This is a genomic window from Alkalimonas collagenimarina, assembly GCF_030717845.1.
GTDB classification, from domain to species: domain Bacteria; phylum Pseudomonadota; class Gammaproteobacteria; order Enterobacterales; family Alteromonadaceae; genus Alkalimonas; species Alkalimonas collagenimarina.
The window spans coordinates 179,661-200,299 of the sequence record NZ_JAUZVZ010000002.1; the positions used below are offsets into that span (position 1 = coordinate 179,661).

The 20,639-nt window shown below is 48.4% G+C and carries 20 protein-coding genes; 13 read left to right on the top strand and 7 right to left on the bottom strand.

The genetic code is table 11. The features are described 5' to 3' along the window. The first annotated feature begins 6 nt into the window (after nt 1-6). Entirely contained in the window at nt 7-882 is an 876-nt protein-coding gene (locus Q3O60_RS02050; protein ID WP_305892234.1) for a flagellar protein MotY, read from the top strand. Here the strand turns inward: Q3O60_RS02050 and Q3O60_RS02055 are convergent. The 4 genes from Q3O60_RS02055 to mnmC form a co-directional block, all read right to left on the bottom strand. After that, nucleotides 879-1,223 carry a hypothetical protein gene (locus tag Q3O60_RS02055; RefSeq protein WP_305892235.1) on the bottom strand — a complete coding sequence of 115 codons (345 nt, stop codon included), beginning with the start codon at nt 1,221-1,223 and terminating at the stop codon, nt 879-881. The genes Q3O60_RS02050 and Q3O60_RS02055 overlap by 4 nt on opposite strands. A 47-nt stretch (nt 1,224-1,270) precedes the next feature. Continuing rightward, nucleotides 1,271-1,672, bottom strand: coding sequence for a response regulator (locus Q3O60_RS02060; RefSeq protein WP_305892236.1), 402 nt, complete (start codon nt 1,670-1,672; stop codon nt 1,271-1,273). Beyond that, on the bottom strand, nt 1,665-2,294 hold the full coding sequence (locus Q3O60_RS02065) for a response regulator (RefSeq protein WP_305892237.1): 630 nt from the start codon (nt 2,292-2,294) through the stop codon (nt 1,665-1,667). The genes Q3O60_RS02060 and Q3O60_RS02065 overlap by 8 nt, the downstream gene beginning before the upstream one ends. Nucleotides 2,295-2,379: 85 nt before the next feature. Beyond that, the gene (gene mnmC / locus Q3O60_RS02070; protein WP_305892238.1) at nt 2,380-4,302 is read right to left on the bottom strand and encodes a bifunctional tRNA (5-methylaminomethyl-2-thiouridine)(34)-methyltransferase MnmC2/FAD-dependent 5-carboxymethylaminomethyl-2-thiouridine(34) oxidoreductase MnmC1; all 1,923 of its coding nucleotides are present in this window, start codon (nt 4,300-4,302) and stop codon (nt 2,380-2,382) included. A gap of 170 nt (nt 4,303-4,472) precedes the next feature. Between mnmC and fabB the strand changes: the two genes are divergently transcribed. From fabB to purF, 10 genes are all read left to right on the top strand, one after another. Next, nucleotides 4,473-5,687 (top strand): beta-ketoacyl-ACP synthase I, encoded by a 1,215-nt coding sequence (gene fabB / locus Q3O60_RS02075; RefSeq protein ID WP_305892239.1) that lies wholly within the window; start codon nt 4,473-4,475, stop codon nt 5,685-5,687. Between the two features lie 359 nt (nt 5,688-6,046). Next, nucleotides 6,047-7,162 carry a 4-phosphoerythronate dehydrogenase gene (locus tag Q3O60_RS02080; protein WP_305892240.1) on the top strand — a complete coding sequence of 372 codons (1,116 nt, stop codon included), beginning with the start codon at nt 6,047-6,049 and terminating at the stop codon, nt 7,160-7,162. 19 nt (nt 7,163-7,181) lie between these two features. Continuing rightward, nucleotides 7,182-8,201 (top strand): aspartate-semialdehyde dehydrogenase, encoded by a 1,020-nt coding sequence (locus Q3O60_RS02085; protein WP_305892241.1) that lies wholly within the window; start codon nt 7,182-7,184, stop codon nt 8,199-8,201. A gap of 362 nt (nt 8,202-8,563) precedes the next feature. Further along, nucleotides 8,564-11,314 carry a FimV/HubP family polar landmark protein gene (locus Q3O60_RS02090; protein ID WP_305892242.1) on the top strand — a complete coding sequence of 917 codons (2,751 nt, stop codon included), beginning with the start codon at nt 8,564-8,566 and terminating at the stop codon, nt 11,312-11,314. A 141-nt stretch (nt 11,315-11,455) separates the two neighbouring features. Further along, nucleotides 11,456-12,250, top strand: coding sequence for a tRNA pseudouridine(38-40) synthase TruA (truA, locus tag Q3O60_RS02095; protein WP_305892243.1), 795 nt, complete (start codon nt 11,456-11,458; stop codon nt 12,248-12,250). 132 nt (nt 12,251-12,382) lie between these two features. Then, nucleotides 12,383-13,243, top strand: coding sequence for an acetyl-CoA carboxylase, carboxyltransferase subunit beta (gene accD / locus Q3O60_RS02100; RefSeq protein ID WP_305892244.1), 861 nt, complete (start codon nt 12,383-12,385; stop codon nt 13,241-13,243). 31 nt (nt 13,244-13,274) lie between these two features. Beyond that, entirely contained in the window at nt 13,275-14,558 is a 1,284-nt protein-coding gene (folC, locus tag Q3O60_RS02105) for a bifunctional tetrahydrofolate synthase/dihydrofolate synthase (RefSeq protein WP_305892245.1), read from the top strand. Continuing rightward, nucleotides 14,555-15,190, top strand: coding sequence for an SPOR domain-containing protein (locus Q3O60_RS02110; protein WP_305892246.1), 636 nt, complete (start codon nt 14,555-14,557; stop codon nt 15,188-15,190). The genes folC and Q3O60_RS02110 overlap by 4 nt, the downstream gene beginning before the upstream one ends. A gap of 58 nt (nt 15,191-15,248) precedes the next feature. Beyond that, nucleotides 15,249-15,737 (top strand): CvpA family protein, encoded by a 489-nt coding sequence (locus Q3O60_RS02115; RefSeq protein ID WP_305892247.1) that lies wholly within the window; start codon nt 15,249-15,251, stop codon nt 15,735-15,737. Nucleotides 15,738-15,779: 42 nt separating this feature from the next. Further along, on the top strand, nt 15,780-17,297 hold the full coding sequence (purF, locus tag Q3O60_RS02120) for an amidophosphoribosyltransferase (protein ID WP_305892248.1): 1,518 nt from the start codon (nt 15,780-15,782) through the stop codon (nt 17,295-17,297). 58 nt (nt 17,298-17,355) lie between these two features. Here purF and Q3O60_RS02125 read toward each other — a convergent pair whose 3' ends face one another. After that, nucleotides 17,356-17,955 (bottom strand): Yip1 family protein, encoded by a 600-nt coding sequence (locus Q3O60_RS02125; protein WP_305892249.1) that lies wholly within the window; start codon nt 17,953-17,955, stop codon nt 17,356-17,358. 225 nt (nt 17,956-18,180) lie between these two features. Here Q3O60_RS02125 and miaE point away from each other — a divergent pair, with 225 nt between their 5' ends. Next, nucleotides 18,181-18,945, top strand: coding sequence for a tRNA isopentenyl-2-thiomethyl-A-37 hydroxylase MiaE (gene miaE, locus Q3O60_RS02130; protein WP_305892250.1), 765 nt, complete (start codon nt 18,181-18,183; stop codon nt 18,943-18,945). Nucleotides 18,946-19,088: 143 nt separating this feature from the next. Continuing rightward, on the top strand, nt 19,089-19,259 hold the full coding sequence (locus Q3O60_RS02135; RefSeq protein ID WP_305892251.1) for a hypothetical protein: 171 nt from the start codon (nt 19,089-19,091) through the stop codon (nt 19,257-19,259). Nucleotides 19,260-19,289: 30 nt separating this feature from the next. Here the strand turns inward: Q3O60_RS02135 and Q3O60_RS02140 are convergent, their stop codons facing one another. Both Q3O60_RS02140 and Q3O60_RS02145 read right to left on the bottom strand, forming a co-directional pair. Beyond that, a complete protein-coding gene (locus tag Q3O60_RS02140; RefSeq protein ID WP_305892252.1) occupies nt 19,290-20,045 on the bottom strand; it encodes a UDP-2,3-diacylglucosamine diphosphatase in 756 nt (251 codons plus the stop codon). Then, complete coding sequence (locus Q3O60_RS02145) at nt 20,038-20,532, bottom strand: peptidylprolyl isomerase (RefSeq protein ID WP_305892253.1); 495 nt, start codon at nt 20,530-20,532, stop codon at nt 20,038-20,040. The genes Q3O60_RS02140 and Q3O60_RS02145 overlap by 8 nt, the downstream gene beginning before the upstream one ends. Between the last annotated feature and the right edge of the window lie 107 nt (nt 20,533-20,639).

The window sequence follows — 20,639 nt, forward strand, 5'->3', positions numbered from 1 at the left end:
GCGGTTATGTGGCGTACACTGATCTTCGGTAGTTTGCTGGTGTTAAGCCATTCGGTGTGGGCGAGTCAAAGCTATGTGCGGCAATATTCTGCCGCCTTAGAACAATCTGACTGGCAATTGCGCCACAATTCACCTCTGCGCTGTGAAATAAGCCATCCGATCCCTGGTTTTGGCGAAGCGGTCTTTCATAGTGAAGCAGGCAAAGAACTCAATTTATGGTTCGAGTTGAAAATGCTGCGCTTGCCCGATGGATACGATTTGGCCGAGGTGTTGTCGATCCCGCCACGTTGGCGTCCGGGGGAGCAAGCTCGAGCGATTGCCAGCATGCGTTTATTAAAACAATTCAATGGTGATTTACCAAAGCAAGCTGCGTGGAATATGTTGCATGAATTGGAGCGGGGCTATCAACCTACCTTTTATTTTTCTGATTGGCATCAGCCGGAAGATAAAGTGGTTGCTAGCTTAAATCCGGTGCAGTTCCCGGCTATTTATCAACAATTCAATCAATGCATTTCGATGTTGTTGCCTTATCGCTTCGAAGACATCGCTTTTACCGTGTTGAGTTATGAGGTAGGTGGGGACCAATTGACTCGTGAGTCTCGGCGTCGCCTGGCGGCCATTGCTGAGTACTTAAAGTATGACGATGCGATTGAGCAAGTACAAATTCAAGGATATACCGATAGTTACGGTGGCCGCTGGATGAATGAGCAGTTATCGGTGCAACGAGCGGAGAAAGTGAAACGGTTTTTTGTCGATGCAGGGCTGGCAGAAAACCGAATCGATGTGGATGGTTTTGGTCAACGTCGTCATGTCGCGCCCAACCAAACTATTCAAGGAAGGGCCACGAACCGTCGGGTGGTAGTGCAGATGACACGGCCTTAACTTTCTGGCGCCAATACCATCAAATCAACTTGCTGCCAGTCTTGTTGCGATGAAATAATGACTCGGATACGGTGTGGCGCTTGGATAAATTGCATTTCTAATTGGCCATAACGTGTCGTCTCATAGGTTGGGCTACCAAATGCCTGCCGATACAGCTGGGCCAGTTCAGCCTGATCGTGCTGACTAAAATAACTTAAAATAGCGGGCAGTTTATCGTCAAGGCGAGCAAACTCGCGGGCATCGTCTGCTTGTGGCCACTCGCTAAAGTCGATAGTGGCATAAGCTGGCTGTGTGGCGAAAAAAAACACAGCGGTAAGGAAGGCGTATTTCATTTTAGACATGGGTTAGTCCTTGAATATTCTTACGAGGGTTAGCTTACACCATGATTTCAAATGGCGATATAGCGCTCATACAACTGCATGGCTGCCAATATTTTATCACCGGTAAAAGGCTTTACGATAAAGGTAGCTGCGCCACAACGAATACTTTCTTTGACGTTTTCCAAGGTGCTGACACCACTGACCATGACAATAAAACAGTCTGGTTTCAGTGCTTTAAATTTTTTTAATAACTCAAGTCCTGAGGCATCTGGCAACTCTATATCTAAAAACACAATAGAGGGCATTTGCAGACTAAATAAATCCATGGCTGCGGATGCTTTATTGGCATTAAAAAAAGTAAATTTTCGTGGCTTAAGATTCGTTGTGTTGTAGATGGCCATGATGTTGTTACGAAGCAATTGCCGGGTGTAGTCCACATCATCGACCAGCAAGATTTTACGCTCACTCATGGCTGGCCTCCTGAATATGGTGCAGTAGCTGTTCAGTAGCTGCAGTTAGTGCTGCATCGGTTTGACCGTCTTGGATCGCGCGCTGTACCTGATCGGCGGCTTCGCTAAGCTCTGGGAAACCGAAGCTCCCTGCCGTCCCTTTCAGTTGATGGCTCAGGCGTTGCAGTTCAGACCAGTCTTTGGAGTGATTGGCTTGCTCAAGCTGGTGTCGAGCTAAAACTAAACCCTGTAAGAACTGTTGCTGTAAATCGTGGCTTATCACTAATTCAACGGTTGGTCGGTGAGTCTCTTTTTGAAGCAGCTGTTGTAAGGTTTGCTCGTTAAGTGGCTTTTTTAAAACGGTGGTAAATCCTGCAGTAGCCACGTCATCAGCAGACATAGCGATAATAGGCCGGTCATAACCGAGCTGTCTCAGTAGGGTCATGGCCTGAATGCCATCACACTTTGGCATATGAATATCCATCAGCAGAAGATCGTATTCATAGCTCAGTGCGAGGCTAACGGCCTCTTCACCATCGCAAGCTGGAGCGACAATTGCTCCCATACTTTCGCATTGCAGCTGCAGTAACTGACGAAGGAAGTCATCATCTTCTGCCAGGATCAGACGAACCGGTTCGGTCACAGGATACCCCTCTATCAAGCAAGTCATAAGCCATGGAGCACTAACTTTTACCATCTTGCGATAATTTGATACAGGAAACAAGCGCTTAGTTTGACTGCCTGGTAAGGTAACGTTCCGCGCATAGGGCTTGGTGCCAATCAAGAGGCAATGGAGAAGGCTCTGCTACCAGTTCACAGGCTAAGGCTTCTGCCAACAAAGGTGCAAAAAGTAAGCCTCGGGCACCCAAGCCGGTTAACACATAGCAATACTGTTTTTGCTCTAGCCAACGACCGAACAAGGGCAAGCGATCGGGCACGGTAGCGCGAACGCCTGTTCTTGCTTCCCTGACCTTGCTGTGCTCTATCCAACGGGGCTGCTGCAAGCTTTGCTCTACTAACCGAAGGTTATCGTCGTTGTCTTGGTCGAATATGGCCTCATCAGAGCGGCTGCGATCAAACGTAGCTCCGACGGCGTGCAAGCCTTGCCAGGCTGGCGTCAGATAGCCTTTATGGCAGAGTACCGTTTTGAGTGGGGCAAGTGCAGCTTGTTCAATGTAGCTGACTTGGCCACGGATCCCAGTGATAGGAAGCGGCTGGCCAGTGAGCAACTGATTGGTTTGATGCCCGAGCGTCAGGACCAAATTAGATGCGGTAATGCCAGGTTGCCCGGGCGCTTTGATGGACCAGAGGCCTTGCTCTGCATGCAGCTGTTGAACTGGCCAGTTTAAATGAAGGGTAAAATTAGCTTGCTGCTGTAAAAAGTCGCCAGCTGCTTGACAAAACTGCTGCGGGCTAAGCCAACCGCCAGCAGGATATAAGATAGCAGGAAAGGGTAGTTCAACTCCTGCCTGACGTGACGCTTGTTGTGGTGTTAGTGTTTGCACCAGTTTGTCTGGCCAATGGCTGGCTATTTTACCATGGCGTTTGAGCAATTGAGGGGTACAGGCCTGGTGCTGAACACCGCACCAATCATGGGCAAAAGAAAAGGGCTGCTTCGGGTAGTAACTACGTGCGAATTGAAAAGCAGCGGCTTGGATCAAGCTTGGCTTTGACGGTTCAGCATGCAAGTTGGGGTATAAGGCACCTTGTCGATTCTTGGATGCGCCTGCCGCCAATTCTGCATCGGCGCAGAGCAATGTCACCTTACAGCCTTTTCTCAATAAAGCCTGACTCAGACAAACGGCAGCTAAACCACCACCAATGATAGTGATGTCTTGCCGAACAACCTGCTTGTGCTGGTTGTTGTTGCGCTCTGCATGGGGTTCGCTATTCATGCTGGTTTCAGTCACAGCATCGGTTGCTTGCTCTTGCCATACCGCCGTTATCATCTCGCGTTTTCGGCCAAACCCTTTGACTTTTTGAACACTAAAACCGGCTGCTTGTAAGCCTCTCTTGACAAGACCTGCCGCGGTAAAGGTGGCAACGGTTGTCCCTTTTTTACTGTGTTTGGCGAGTTGTTGAAACAGCTCAGGTTGCCACATGTCTGGGTTTTTGCTCGGGGCAAAACCATCCAAAAACCAGGCATCTATGGCGACATGCGCATCGCGTTGCGGCAAGCTTTCCAGTACATCACCAAACCATAAATCCAAGACTACTTGGCCGTCATCAAATGTTAGCCGGTGACAGCCTGAGGTGGCTACCGGATAATCACGCAGTAATGCTTGGCACTCTCCATCAAATCCAGCTAAGCTACTCAATGCTTGGGTTAAATCTGTTTGGCTTAACGGGAATTTTTCAAAGCTGGTAAAGTATAAACGCTGGCATCTTGCTTCAGGATGCTGTTGGCGAAATTGCCGAAAACGTTGCCATGCCAGCAGAAAGTTGCTGCCAGTCCCAAAACCAGTCTCGCCGATATGAAAGAAGGTAGCGCTATGTTGTTGCCAGCGCTCTGGCAAGTGATTGTGCTTTAGAAAAACAAAGTCGGTCTCGGCCAGGCCGCCATCATTGGAAAAATAGACATCATCAAACTGCTTAGCAATTGGAGTCCCTTGTTCATTAAAATAAATCGAAGCGTGCTGAACCGTTTTCATGCCGACCTTTTATAAAATAGACTTGTAGTTTGATAACATAGACTCCAAAATAGCAGTCAGAGTACAAGTGTTCGCTGAAAGCTGACCACTTGGGCGGTAAAAATTTGTAGAATGTGACAAATTATAAAGCAATCAGGGTCGGTACTGCGAGTACCGAAACAGGAGTTTACATGAAAAGAGCAGTTATCACCGGTATGGGCATCGTTTCAAGCATTGGCAACAATCAGCAAGAAGTGCTGGCGTCATTGCAGGCTGGCCGTTCTGGTATCACTTTCTCGCAAGAATTTGCCGATATGGGCCTGCGTTCGCAAGTATGGGGCGATTTAAAGATTGACCCGTCCAGCATGATTGATCGCAAAGCCATGCGTTTTATGGCTGATGCTGCAGCCTATGCATATATTGCCATGCAAGAAGCGATGGATGATGCCGGGCTGAGCGCTGAGCAGATCTCTGATCCTCGCATTGGTTTGGTGGCTGGCTCTGGCGGCGCATCGTCCAAAACGCAAACCGAGGCTGCAGATACCTTACGGGAAAAAGGCGTCAAGCGGGTTGGGCCTTATGCCGTGCCTAAAACGATGTCGAGCACCTGCTCTGCCTGCTTAGCGACTCCATTTAAAATCAAAGGCGTAAATTATTCTATTAGTTCGGCTTGTGCTACCAGTGCTCATTGTATTGGTCACGCGGTCGAGCTGATCCAGCTGGGTAAGCAAGATGTGGTGTTCGCTGGTGGTGGTGAAGAGCTGCATTGGACATTAGCCATGGAGTTTGATGCCATGGGTGCGTTATCAACCAAGTACAACGAGACGCCGGAAAAAGCCTCTCGCACCTATGATGCCAACCGTGATGGATTCGTCATCAGTGGCGGTGGTGGCATGGTAGTAGTGGAAGAGCTGGAGCATGCCTTAGCGCGAGGTGCCAATATCATTGCTGAAATTGTTGGCTACGGCGCAACATCTGATGGCTTTGATATGGTCGCCCCAAGTGGCGAAGGAGCGGTGCGTTGCATGCAAATGGCAATGCAGGATTTAAAAGGCCCGGTCGATTATGTCAATACGCATGGGACCAGTACCCCTGTTGGTGATGTCAAAGAATTGGCTGCTATTCAACAGGTGTTTGCTGGCCAATCTCCGGCTATCAGTGCAACTAAAGCCATGACCGGCCACTCGTTGGGTGCGGCCGGTGTGCATGAAGCGATCTACTCCTTATTGATGCTAAAGCACCAGTTTGTCGCTCCATCCATCAACATTGACCAGTTGGATGAGGCTGCAGCAGGCCTCAATATTATTACCAAAGCGACAGAGCAGCCTTTAACAACGGTGATGTCGAACAGTTTTGGCTTTGGCGGTACCAATGCCACTCTGGTGATGAAGCGTTATCAAGGGTAAACTAAGCACTAGCGTGATAGATAAAAACCATCGCTAAAGCGGTGGTTTTTTTATGCAAGAAACCAGGGCCTGTTGACCTTTGCTGTTTATATTTTGTTCGATCTGGCGGTGCTTTGATCGCGAAACGAGGAGCGTAGTTTAGTGATTCTAAATAAGTGACGAGTGACAAAGAGCAGAGCGTCGCCAGACGAACCCTTCGGGCAGCGCTTGGCTGGCATTTCTACTGCGTTAAAGCTTGTTTCATGTAGAATAACTACACCTTACAACCTTTGCCTTGCATAAATACCAGCCAACCAGCTGCAAAAACAAACAGCAAAGGTCAACAGACCCTAGTGATACTTAACAAGGACCGGATCTGCATGAAAATTTATGCCGATGAAAATATGCCCTATGCGCAGCAGTTCTTCGCTGACTTTGGTGAGGTGCGGCTTTTTGCCGGTCGGGAATTGACTGCAGAGCAATTAAGCGATGCTGATGTTTTACTGGTGCGATCCATTACCCAGGTCAGCGCTGCTTTGCTCACACAAGCGAAGCAATTGCGCTTTGTTGGCACCGCCACCATCGGCACCGATCATATTGATCAGGCGTATTTAGCGGAACACTCTGTTGCTTTTAGCAGTGCTCCGGGCTGCAATGCCCGGGCGGTGGTTGAATACATTGTGAGTGCTCTCTTCACTTTAGCGGAGCGTTATCAATGGCAGTTGCGTGACAAAGTGATTGGTATTGTTGGGGTTGGCAATATTGGCCGACGCCTCGTCGACGTATTCAGTGCGCTGGGTTGTCAACTGCTGTTGTGCGATCCATTACGTGCTGAAACAGAGCCCGACTTTCCGCATTGCCCGTTCGAGCAACTTGTGCAACAGGCCGATGTGTTGAGCTTTCATGTGCCACAATGCCAGCAAGGACCTTATGCCACCCGGCATCTGATCAATCAACAGACATTGGTTCAGTTGAAACCAGATTGTGCCTTGCTCAATGCCTGTCGCGGCAATGTGTTTGATAATCAAGCGCTGTTGAATGAAGCGCAAGCTGGCCGTCTGCGGCCACTGGTGCTCGATGTATGGGAGCAGGAGCCTGATATCTTGTTGCCTTTATTGCCCTATGTCGATATCGCCACAGCCCATATTGCCGGTCATAGTGTGGAAGGGAAAGCGCGTGGTACTGAAATGCTCTATCAGCAGCTTTGCCAGTTGTTGGGCGAGCCTGTGGTGCATAGTATCGACGCGTTTTGTCCGCCTGCGGCGGTGAGTGCCATCGAAATTCATCGTGATTTTGGGCTTCCAGATGTCCAAAATCTATTTAAATTAGTATATGATGTGCGACGGGATGATGCATTGTTGCGTCATTATATTGAAACGCAAGGATTTGACTGGCTTCGAAAGCATTACCCGCCTCGACGGGAATGCAGCACGGTACGGGTGTTAGGAGACCAGCTGCCAGACTGGCTTTATGATTTAGGCTTTAGCCGTCCATAACGAATAAGAGGAAGAGAACATGGCTCAGCAGTACAATGTTGCCGTTTTGGGTGCTACCGGCCTGGTTGGCCAGCACCTTATCGAGCTTCTGGAACAACGTGACTTTCCAGTCAATGAATTATTTCCCCTGGCCAGCAGCCGTTCTGCCGGTACCAGCGTTAATTTTCGCGGTAAGAAAGTCAAGGTATTGAATGTTGAAACCTTTGACTGGACTCAAGCTCAGATTGGTTTGTTTTCAGCCGGTGGCAGTGTATCTGCACTCTATGCACCTAAAGCAGCTGAGGCCGGTTGTGTGGTGATCGACAATACCTCGCATTATCGGTATGAGCCAGATATTCCTCTGGTGGTGCCTGAAGTGAATGCGGCAGCACTGGCTGATTTTCGTAATCGCAATATTATTGCCAATCCGAATTGTTCCACCATTCAGATGTTGGTGGCTTTAAAGCCGATTTATGATGCGGTTGGCATCAGCCGTATCAATGTGGCTACCTACCAATCGGTTAGCGGCGCTGGGCAGCAAGCGGTGGAAGCATTGGCCAAAGAAACGGCGCAGTTAATGAATGGCCGCCCATTAGAAGAAGCAGGCGCCTTTAGCCGCCAAATCGCTTTTAATGTGATTCCGCAAATTGATGTGTTTATGGATAACGATTACACCAAAGAAGAGATGAAAATGCACTGGGAAACCCAGAAAATCTTTGGTGATGACAGTATTGCAGTAAATGCAACCGCTGTACGGGTGCCTGCTTTTTATGGCCATGCCGAAGCCGTGCATATTGAAACGCGGATGCCGCTGGATGCTGATCAGGCTAAAGCCTTACTTGCTAATGCTCCGGGTGTGGTATTGCTGGAAAATAATGCCGACTTCCCGACTCAGGTCAGCCATGCTGCGGGTCACGATGACGTCTTTGTTGGCCGTGTGCGGAAAGATTTATCGCATGAGCTAGGGTTGAATCTGTGGGTCGTTGCCGACAATATTCGCAAAGGCGCTGCTACCAACAGCATCCAGATTGCAGAGCATTTGATCCGGGATTATTTATAATTTTCGGTCACTCACTCCTGTGCCGATAAAAAACCGACATGACGTCGGTTTTTTTATGTGCTCAAGATAGGTGCTGCGGTATGCTTGCTGGTGCAAAGTAAAGTTCTGATTTATAGTGCCGTTATAAAGCTAGCGGGCTTACGAATGTTGGCTGCGAAATGACAAGCGAGTAGCAAGTTATTTAATGGAACATTTTTTGCATTGTTTTATTTGCATTAGTTTAATGGAACACCTTTTGCGTGATGTATACATATAATGTCATGCTAGCATCACTTACGAACAATTCGAAATCATAGGATCACGGCTGGATAAAGCGGATCCGCTCACATTCGTGCAAAGACCGGTTGGATTAGGACACATACATGCAAAGTTGGCGAATTATCATTCTCATTTGTCTTGTCAATTTATCGTCAGTGGCGTTTGCCAGCGACACCGGTACTCCTATTCGTGGTCCGAAAGCCTTGGATCAGCAAAGCCGCATTCAGCAGTTAGGTCCTATTACTCCAACCGATACGCTGTGGCGTCTGGCTCAGCAAGTTCGCCCTGAGTCGGGTGTTGATATGTATCAGGTGATGTATGCCTTATATCTGAAGAACCCAGACGCATTTTTAGATAATAACTTTAATCACTTACGCACCGGCGCTATGCTGGAGGTGCCATCCATTCGTGAGATGCGGGCGGTCGATCCTACCGAGGCAAGACAAAAATCAACTGCTGATGATCAAAGCTGGGCCCGCCGTACTCAGGCTATTCGGGCAGAAGCTGAGCAAACGCCAGCGGTAGTTAGCCAAGAGTTGCAACAAAGCATTGATCGTATTGAGCAGGAGCAACAGCAACAGTTGCAGCAGCTGCGTTATCGCTTTGGAGAGTCCATGATGCTGGTAGAAGGCATCATGGAAGAAAACATGAGCATCAAATCAACTTTGGATGCTGTGCAACAACAACTAGACCTGTTGAAACAACAGCTGGAGCAGGATGCTGCTGTTCAGCAACAATTGGAAGCTTTGGTGCGGGAGCAAGGCGAGTGGGTCGCACAGCAACAAGCCTTGATGGATGCCAGAGCAGAGCAGGGTTTTTCCGCTTTCTGGCAACAGCTTGCCGCTAGCCCCGCATTTTGGGCTGTAGCGGCATCAGTGCCTGCGCTGGCCTTACTGTTAGCACTGTTATTTTGGGTCAAGCGCCGCAGTAAGCGTGCGGAAAAAACCATTGAAGACGCTACAGCTGAGCCAAGTGGCTCCGCGCATTATCAATCGCCTTTACCAGATGTGGATGAAAGTAGCGATCTGGATGATTCGTTATTTAGCCTCGATGACTCGTTGCTGGATGATGCTTTTAATGATGATGTTGATGATAGCCCAGTCGATTTAAGTGATGACTTGTTGGACGATGACGTCTTACTGGATGACAGCTCAGCCGGTGATGACAATTTGTTTGATGAAGATGACAGCTTGCTTAGTGATGATTCGTTGCTTGATGCAGAGTCACTGTTGACTGATGATGATCAGCCTGATGCCTCTTCGGATGATGAGGCTGAAACCGCGGATGCAGATAAAGCGTTCGATCCAGATAATATTTTATCAGGCAATGATTTGGATTCTTTGTTTGCGGAAGCTGATGATTTGGATGACACGCTGGACCAAGCCGATGACAATGATCCTTTTGCTGAAGATGAGTTGTTGGAAGAGATTGAACTTGATATCCCAGATGATGAGTTGCCTGATGATCAAACAATCACTAAAGAGGATGATTTCAGCGATTGGGCCGATGATGTGGTTGATGAAGATACAGACCTCAATGCTGCAGAAGAAGGCGATACGAAGAATAGAAGCCAGTCTGAACCAGAGTCTGATGATACTGAATTAGAAGCGAGTGAGGGAGGCCAGTCTGCCTCGCAGCAATCCGAAGCTGATGAAGAGCGATTTGATAGCTCAGAGTTGGATGCCTTTGCTGAGTCGTTGGTTGATGAGTCTCTAAGTGATGATGACGAGATAGCTCAAGATATATCGCTTGAGCAGGGTGATGAGGATGTGCGACAAGAGCTGCAGCCAGATCAGTCCTCTGTAACTAATGACGACATGGACGATGCTGATATTGATGCATTGTTTGATGCGCCGGCTACCGATGAAGGTGCAAATGATAGTGAAGTTTTATCTGTAACCAATGATGAGATGGACGATGCTGATATTGATGCATTGTTTGATGCACCCGTTACCGATGAAGACGCGGATGACGAACTTTTATCAGAAGATGATGATGTAGCTGCCGGAACGGCAGAGACTGAGCAAAAAATAGAAGCCGCAGCAGAGGCTGAGTATTTAAATGATTATGCGGATTTGGAAGATGAATTTCCTGCCGATGATAGTGCCGATGCTGATGCAGAGCAGGGCCCGGATTTAGTTGATCAGGATGATGAATCCGTTGCACCATTATCAGCTGCGGCCCGCTCGGTAGAAAACCCCAGTGAAGTGCTGGATGACTACCCTGAACTTGAACTCAATGAACAGGATGAACTGCTAAATGACGAGAGGGTTGATGATACGGATGCGCCAGACGAAACCAGTGCTGTTGAGTTAAATGAAGCTGACGATATTGAGCTAAGCGACACCGATGCTGCTGAGCTGGATGAAACTGATGATAGTGAGTCAAGCGATGCTGAGCATGAAAGTACTGAACTAGAGAATACTGATTTTGATGAGCTATTGTCTGAGCTCGAAACCATGGCGCAGCGAGTGGCGACTCATGATGCAGATGTTGACAGTACCTCTGCCGACACTGGACCTGATGCTGACAAACTGGTTGCTGATGATGAGTTTCAGGATATTGATCAGTTATTGGCACAGGCATCTGAAAAATCACCGGATGAGCGACAAGACTTCACCATGGATGTCGATGTTTCAGATTATCAGGATATGCTGACGTCAGATTCTTCACCAGCCGATCATGACAATGAGTATGCGGCTCAGCTTGATCTCATTCGAGCGTACTACGAAATCGACGATCAGGAGAGTGCAGAACAGGCTATTAAAGCGATCTTAGCTTCTGATGCCCCGGATGCAATCAAAGACGAGGTGACACAGTTGCAACAAGCCCGGCAAGACGATGAACCGACATAATTTTGCTGAACCATCGCGATCAGGTGCCTGAAACTCGCATCTTACGCATGCTTGGGTATATAATTCTCCTCAACGTTTGACATCAGCCTGCTGCCATTATGGTGCAGGCTGATTTTTTAATGAATGCAATCTGAGGTGTAGATGCGTATTGCGCTTGGAATAGAATACGATGGGTCTGGTTTTTTTGGCTGGCAACGCCAACGTGAAGTCGCGACCATACAGCAGCATGTAGAACAAGCCTTATCGCAAGTCGCTGCTGAGCCTATTTCGACGCAATGTGCAGGCAGAACCGATGCTGGGGTACACGCAACCGGTCAAGTAGTTCACTTTGATACCGATGCACATCGTGACATGCGTGGCTGGGTGATGGGGGCCAACAGTAACCTGCCTGCAGGTATTGCCGTTAGGTGGGCTCAGCTTGCGTCTGATGACTTTCATGCCCGTTTTTCAGCGACCGCCCGGCGTTATCGCTACATAGTTTTGAATCAACCCTTTCGGCCTGCCATTCTTGGTGGAGGGCTGAGCCATTACCATATGCCGCTTGATGCTGAGCGCATGCATGCAGCCGGGCAATGTTTATTAGGTGAGCATGACTTCAGTGCCTTTCGTGCAGTTCACTGCCAGTCAAACAGTCCAAACCGACATCTACTTGAGTTAAAGGTGCAGCGATTGCAGAACTATGTCATTTTGGATATCAAAGCCAATGCCTTCCTGCATCATATGGTTCGTAATATTATGGGCTCTTTGCTTGAGGTCGGGATGGGCAAGCAGCCGATTGAGTGGGTCGCCGAGCTTTTGGCTGGTCGTGATCGCACCAAAGCAGCCGCAACCGCAAAGGCCGGAGGCCTGTATTTGGTGGCGGTGGACTACCCTGCAGAGTTCGCATTACCAACCTCAGCAGTGGGGCCGCTGTTTTTACCCGAACAACTGGACTGACTACTAAGACCAGTTTTTTATATTACCATGCGCCGTTTTTGTGCTTTAATAGCTACCGTTTTCTTGAATTTCGGTGCATTTAACACCAATTAGCCAGGCTTTCCTGCACTGCACAGCCGAATAGGAATCTATATGAGTTGGTTAGAAAAGATCCTTCCCCGAACGTCAACGTCGTCACGTCGTAATATTCCTGAGGGCGTGTGGACCAAATGCACGGCCTGCGATGCCGTTTTATACAAAGCGGATCTGGACCGTCAGCTAGGTGTCTGTCCCAAGTGTGATCATCACATGCGTGTCAGTGCCCGTGATCGCTTAACGATGTTTTTGGATGCGAACACAGGAACTGAGCTAGCGGCGGACATGGAACCCCAAGACATTCTAAAGTTTAAAGACAGCAAACGTTATAAAGATCGAATTGTTGCCGCACAAAAGCAAACCGACGAAAAAGATGCCATGCTGGTGATGCATGGCCAGTTAAAAGGCATGCCAGTGGTTGCCTCTGCCTTTGAGTTTAATTTTATGGGTGGCTCCATGGCATCTGTTGTTGGTGCTAAATTTGTTAAAGGCGTTGAATATGCTATCGAGCACCGGGTGCCTTACATTTGTTTCTCCGCCAGTGGTGGCGCCCGTATGCAAGAGGCATTATTGTCTTTGATGCAAATGGCCAAAACCAGTGCAGCCCTGGCAAAACTAAGTGAGCAAGGCTTGCCATATGTATCAGTGATGACCGACCCTACCATGGGCGGCGTGTCGGCAAGTCTGGCCATGTTAGGTGATATCAATATTGGTGAGCCTAAAGCGTTGATTGGTTTTGCTGGCCCTCGGGTGATTGAGCAGACCGTGCGGGAAAAATTACCGGAAGGATTCCAGCGTAGTGAGTTCCTGTTGGATCATGGTGCCATCGATATGATTGTTGACCGCCGTGAAATGCGCGATACAATTGCCCGATTAGTCGCTAAGTTTATGCAGCTGCCTGCTCCAGAACAAGAGTGAATCAGCTGCTCAGGGTACTCTACCTACTATTATGACCATTGACCTTCCTATCAGCAGCCAATCGTGCCAGACACTGGATGATTGGCTGTGCTATATCGAGCAAAGCCATCCTCAACATCAGATAGAACTTGGTTTAGACCGGGTGCTTCAGGTCGCTCGTAGAGCTGACTTGCAGCAACTGCCGGGCCAGGTTGTGTTGATTGCTGGCACCAATGGTAAAGGCACTACCGCACGTTGCATGGAGCAGCTGTTGCTGGACTCAGGACGCAGTGTTGCGGTCTATAGCTCACCTCATCTTGTACATTTTCGCGAGCGTTTACGTATAAATCAGCAGGATGTTGCTGATGAAAAGTGGGTCGAGGCCTTTGCCTTTGTCGAGCAGCTTCGAGAAAGCATCGATCTCACTTACTTTGAGTTCACGACCTTGGCCGCCTTTTATTTGATTAAAACACTTCAGCCGGATCTAGCGCTGGTTGAAGTCGGGTTAGGTGGTCGTTTGGATGCCACCAATATTGTGACACCTGATCTGAGCGTATTAACCACCATCGACTTGGATCATCAGGACTGGCTTGGTAGCGACCGTGAAGCCATTGGTCGGGAAAAGGCTGGGATATTTCGCGCCAATCAGGTTGCCGTGGTGGCTGAACAGAATGTTCCAGCCAGTGTATTTGCAGTTGCCAGCGAAAAAAACAGTCAGTTACTTTGTGCTGGCAGGGATTACAGCTGGCAGCAAGCTGAACACAGTTGGCAATGTGTGCTGGGACCCGAGGTGTTATCTGAGCTGCCATTGGTGCAACTGCCCTTGCAAAATTGTGCCACTGCTTTGATGGCACTGCAGCAGCTGCAATTATTACCCGCTCAAGAAGTCGTTCGTCGGTCGTTGGCTCAAGTGCAATTGGCAGGGCGTATGCAATGGTTGCAACATCAACCGGCTATTCTACTCGATGTCGCTCACAACCCTCAGTCGATTGCTTACTTAGCTCAACAGTTGGCAACAATGAAATCCAGGTTCCGTCACATCCATGCGGTCTGTGGTATGCTGCAGGATAAAATCAAACCTGACGCATTAGCTGCATTGCAATCTTTGGTTGAGCATTGGCATCTGGTTAGCTTGCCAGCGCCCCGTGGTGCGACTGCGCACCAATTGCAGGCTGTCGTCCCCCAAGGGCAGCAAGTTAGCCTGTATAACGATGTGCTCAGTGGCTATCGGCACGCGGAATCTGTCGTATCAGACGATGACTTATTGCTGGTATTTGGCTCTTTTGTTACTGTGTCAGCGGTATTAGCATATACATCACCACCGGAGGCGAAATGACCCGTGCTTTTAAGCAGCGCTTACTTGGCGCCTGTATTTTAATGATTGCAGCCGTTGTGTTTCTGCCAGACTTACTGGATGGAGATAAACAGGTGCTAAAGGATGATTTCGAACAGATCCCGGCTCGACCAGAGTTTGCTGGTGTACAAGAGCAGCACGTGTTTGATAGTGAGGTCGTGCAACAGCGTCGCGCCGAGGCCATGGCTGAACAAAGCTCAGATGAGCTACCGTTGGATGCAGCGTCATCTTCAGATGAAGCAGAGACTTTGCCATCACAGGATTATGCCCAGGTGACGCTCAATGGTGACCGTGCCGAGATAGAAAGCTCGTCGCCTCCAACCGATACTGCCAATAGAGGCAACCCCGCCTTAACGGAGCAAGCGTGGACGATTCGGGTCGGTAGTTTTGGACAAGCCAGCAATGCGGATGCATTGGTTAAAAAGTTGCAAGAGGCTGGCTTTCGAACCTATACCCGCCAAATCACCAACAGTAGTGGTGTGCAGTTGACCAGTGTATTTGTTGGCCCGGATCTACGCCGCAGTGAGCTAGAGCAGCAAGTAGCTGCTTTACGTGAGTTGACTGGGGTAGAACAACTCCGTGTTAGTAGTTATCAGCCACTGGAAAATAATTAGGCAATATCTGCTGATTTTGGTAGAATGCGCGCCTTGAACGGGTATCCAGTGGTATTTCATGGTTTGGATTGATTTTGTCATACTGGCGATCATTGCACTGTCGACTGTGATCAGTCTGGTGCGTGGTTTTGTCAAAGAAGCCATCTCCCTGATCGTCTGGATTCTGGCTTTTTTTATCGCCAGTTATTATTACCCCTATCTGGCTGCCTTCTTTACCACCCTGGATGATGAAATCCTTCGCAATGCACTCGCCATTGCTATTCTGTTTGTCTGCTCGCTGATCCTCGGCGCTCTGGTCAACTTTTTAATTAGTAAGCTGGTACAATCCACCGGCCTAAGCGGTACTGATCGCGTGTTAGGGCTTATTTTTGGTGCCTTAAGAGGCGTATTACTGGTGAGCGCGATCCTGTTTTTTGTCGATGCCTTCACTGGTATTGCTACCACCGAATGGTGGCAGGCATCCCGGTTAATTCCAGAATTCAAATTTATCATCGAATGGTTCTTCGATTACTTGCAGAACCATTCAAGTTTTATGCAACAGCCCTAATATCTTTTTGCTGTGGTATTAGTTTAAGGCGAGGAAAAATCAATGTGTGGTATTGTTGGTATTGTTGGTAAGTATCCGGTTAATCAGGCGCTGTATGATGGCCTGACCGTATTGCAACACCGGGGACAGGATGCTGCTGGTATCGTGACGGTCGATCACAACACGCTTCGCTTACGAAAAGCCAATGGCTTGGTCAAAGATGTATTCCATACTCGCCATATGCTGCGGCTGTCAGGCAATATTGGTATTGGCCATGTGCGTTACCCTACAGCTGGCTCATCCAGCATCGCTGAAGCACAACCCTTTTATGTGAACAGCCCCTTTGGTATTGCCATGGCCCATAACGGCAATATGACCAACTCTGAGCAACTGACAGAAGATATTTTTAAGCATGCTCGCCGTCACGTGAACACCACGTCTGACTCTGAAATTCTGCTCAATGTGTTTGCTAATGAGTTGCAACTAAACAATAAGCTATCACTTGATGCGGAAGATATTTTTGCTGCCGTCACCACACTGCATCGTAAGGTACGTGGTGGCTATGCCGTAGTGTCCTTAATCATTGGTCACGGTCTGGTGGCATTCCGCGATCCGAATGGCATTCGTCCATTGGTGATAGGTAAACGTGAAACGGAAGCTGGCACCGAGTATATGGTCGCATCGGAAAGTGTAGCCCTGGATACCGATGGGTTTAAAGTCATGCGCGACGTGTATCCTGGCGAAGCGATATACATTACCGAAGAGGGTGAGTTATTTAGTCAGCAATGCGCTGAAAATCCTGGCTACAGCCCTTGTATTTTTGAGTATGTGTATTTCGCGCGGCCAGACTCTACCATCGATAATGTTTCTGTCTATGCATCACGCGTTGCTATGGGTACCCGCCTGGGTGAAAAAATTAAACGGGAATGGTCGCATCTGGATATTGATGTAGTGATCCCGATCCCGGAAACCAGCAATGATGCCGCTTTGCAAATTGCTCAGGAGTTGGGTTTACCGTATCGGCAAGGTTTTGTGAAAAACCGTTACATCGGTCGTACTTTTATTATGCCGGGACAGGTAGAGCGGAAAAAGTCGGTACGCCGAAAGTTAAACGCCATTACGCAAGAATTTAAAGGTAAAAATATCTTACTGGTTGATGACTCTATTGTTCGTGGAACTACCTCACAGCAGATCATCGAGATGGCACGCGAAGCAGGAGCTAAAAAGGTCTACTTTGCTTCAGCAGCACCTGAGGTTCGTTTCCCTAATGTGTATGGCATCGATATGCCATCGGCAAACGAATTGATTGCGCATGGCCATGATGTGGATAGCATCTGTGAAAACATTGGCGCGGATGGTCTGATTTTCCAATCATTGGACGATCTGATTGCAGCCGTTCGCTCTGAAAACCCAGAAATTAAGCGCTTTGAAACCTCGGTGTTTGATGGTGTCTACGTGACCAATGATATCGATCAGGACTATCTGAATCGATTGGATCAGCTCCGCAGTGACGGAGCCAAAAATCGCAACGCAGCGATGGCGATGGCGACCAATCTGGAGACCTATAACGAAGACGATTGAGCTTCTGTTTCACAGTAAAAAAGCCGCTGATGCGGCTTTTTTACTGTGTCAGAAATGGTTAGTGAGTAAAGGCCGGGCCAAAGCCTGAACTCCACAAAATCGCCGTCGTGGTAAGCACACAAACCAGCAGTATTAAACCACAAGTGACCACGGAACTGGCATAAATAAAGCCTCGCTCTTCTGGAATATGCATGAGGATGGGCACTCCAACATACAACAGATAAACCGAGTAGGCCAAGCCGACTAAACCAACAGACATGACAAACCACAGCTCAGGATACAGAGCAGCAAAACCGACCATAAACAATGGCGTCGATGTATAAGCAGCGAGTTCCAACGTTTGGGTATAGGTCGGCTCAGAGCCGAAGGTATGTGCCATCCAGTGCGCCAGAAACGCCAGGACGAATACACCAGCGATTAAAGCAGCATACATGGCAACTGATAGCATCAGAGCACTATCTGCGGTGAGTTTGATGGTATCGCCAACACCAATGCTCCAACCAATATGCACCGCAGAGTAGTACGCGCAAATTGATGGGATCAGTGCCACAATCAGTATATGGGCTAGACTATAACGAAAACTTTCATGACGTTGGTCAATGGTATGCCACTCTTCTTTCGGGTGGGCATACAGTCCCCATAAATGGTTAAGTATCATAATTATTATCCTTAGGTACAACTTACCACTGCATTGCAGAGGCCAGCCTCCGCAGAACTATACCGAAATAAATACTTGGTATATGTCAGTTATGGCCAAATTTAGTGCTAGCGTCAAGTGGTGTTGCATAAAATTTGATCCGGATCAGGTTTAAACCTGTGAAACTCGTATCTTGCAGTGACTTGGGTATAATGTAATGCTTTGTTCCAGGGTAAACGGAAACGCATGTTGCAGTCTGAATATCAGTCGTTATTAGTCCCGATCCAGCGGTTCCTTGCGTGCCCCACACCGGCCGCCTGGATTAAACGCGCGCAAGATCCGCAGCAGCTCGAAGTGCTGTTAACAGATCATTTGGTGTGTGAGTTAAAAGCAGCGCAAAGTGCCATGTATCTGATCCGTAAATATGCGGTTGATGGGCAAAGTGGCGAAGCGTTGTTGCAGTGGCTCAAGCCGTATGAAGATTTTACCTATCGTCAGCAGGGAGATTGGCGTGCTCTTGCCGATATTAAACTGAAAAAATCCATGTTGCCTAAGGCCAACTCACAGTATGGCCAGGAGTTGATCGATAAAATGGTGTTGCTAATCAAAGAAGAGCTGCATCACTTTTATCAGGTATTGGAAATGATGCAGCTGCAGGGCATTCAGTACCAAAAAATCACCTCAAGCCGCTATGCCAGGGGACTGTTGCGACACGTTAGTACCTACGAGCCTGCAGCATTAATTGATAAGCTGATTTGTGGCGCCTACATTGAAGCCCGTTCCTGCGAACGTTTTGCTCAGTTAGCACCACACCTGCCTGCTGCATTAGCAGATTTTTATTGCTCACTACTGCGTTCTGAAGCCCGTCATTACCAGGATTACCTGCAATTAGCCCAACAGATCGCAGGGCATGATATTAGTGAAAGAGTGACTTGGTTCGGGCAGGTTGAAGCTGAGTTGATTTTATCGGCAGATGAAGACTTTAAGTTTCATAGTGGCGTACCAGCCTGAGCTTAAGTGAATGGCAGATTGCGCGATAGCAGTAAGCTTTGTTATGGATTGTTTGAAAAATAACCAGTGTTCGGTTAAGCTTAGCTTAAGCATCGACGGACTATGATGCTGTTAAACGCTTCGATAGGTGAAGGAGACACACCATGAATGTATTACCACAGTCAGAACAACCATCCAGTACCACCACCCCTGAACAGGATTTCTACCTGCAGCCCAGAGTTCACTTTGGTGAAGCGCCTTGCTTATTAGCGGGCAATAAACCATTTGCGGAACGCCCCGAGCTGGAACCCACAGCGGTGCTTGGCTACAACTAAACTATTGGCATCTTTTGCCCGGTCTGGGAACTAAGCTTCATTTTCAACCAAGGGTTGAAAATGAAGCTGCCAGTCATCGGCACTGACGGCTAAATAGCTGCTTTGCTGATACCAGTCGCCAAGGACATAGCGCCTGGCGTTTTGTTGCCCGATAGTCAGTTCATGCACAGCCGGTCGATGGGTATGGCCATGGATCAAGTGACGCACCCCTGCGACTGCCATCACACGCTCTACTTCGGAGGGCGTGACATCCATAATGGTGTTTTGCTGGTTTTGCATCATATTGGCTTTGTGGCTAGCGCTCTTTTTGCGAGCTTTAGCAGCCAGATGCTGTCGAAACCACAACGGCATGGCCAGCATTAGGTTCTGCCACCAGCGTTGATCCCACCAACGGCGGAACTTCTGATAAGCCACATCGAGCGTGCACAAGCTGTCGCCATGCATAATGAGGGTAGGTGTGCCATACAAATTGATGACTTGATGCGCTGGCAGCAAAGTCATACCGGCACGTTTGGCATAGGCATCGCGCAGTAAGAAATCACGATTGCCATGAATAAAGTATATGGGGAGCTGGTGGCTCAGTTGCTCTAACGCAACTGCTACTTGCTCAAGCAACGGCTCTGGGTTGTCATCGCCTATCCACACCTCAAACAAATCGCCCAGAATGTACAGCGCTTCAGCCTGATTGGCTTGCTGCTGTATAAACTGCAAAAAAGCGCTGGTGATGTCGGGTCGTTCAGCGCTTAGATGCAAATCAGCGATAAACAGCGTATGCGCTTTAGTCATTCAGCTCAACACGTTCGATGATGACAGCTTCAGTGGGTACGTCAGCATGACCGGCGTAACGTCCGGTTTTGACGGCAGCGATTTTTTCCATGACATCGAGTCCTTCGGTCACTTTACCAAACACACAATAGCCCCAGCCCTGGCTATTCTCAGCACGAAAATCGAGGAAGTCGTTTTCCGCCAGATTGATAAAAAACTGGCAGGTGGCAGAGTGCGGATCAGAAGTGCGGGCCATCGCGATAGTGCCGATACCATTGTGCTCTTTGTTGTTGGCTTCATTCTTAATAGCTGCTTTGGTAGGCTTTTGTTCCATGTCGGCAGTAAAGCCACCACCTTGAATCATGAAGCCTGGGATCACCCGATGAAAAATAGTGCCATCAAAGAAACCTTCTTTGGCATAATTTAAAAAGTTTTCCACCGTAGCCGGGGCTTTATCGGCAAACAATTCCAGTTTGATAATGCCAAAATTGGTGTGCAAGCTAACCATAACAGACTCCTGAAATACTAAAATAAAAAATCTATTGTAACTTTTTTCTGGTGATAAGCACAGACAACAGCATAAGTTGTGTGGTGAGCACAGGAAATGCATATAGC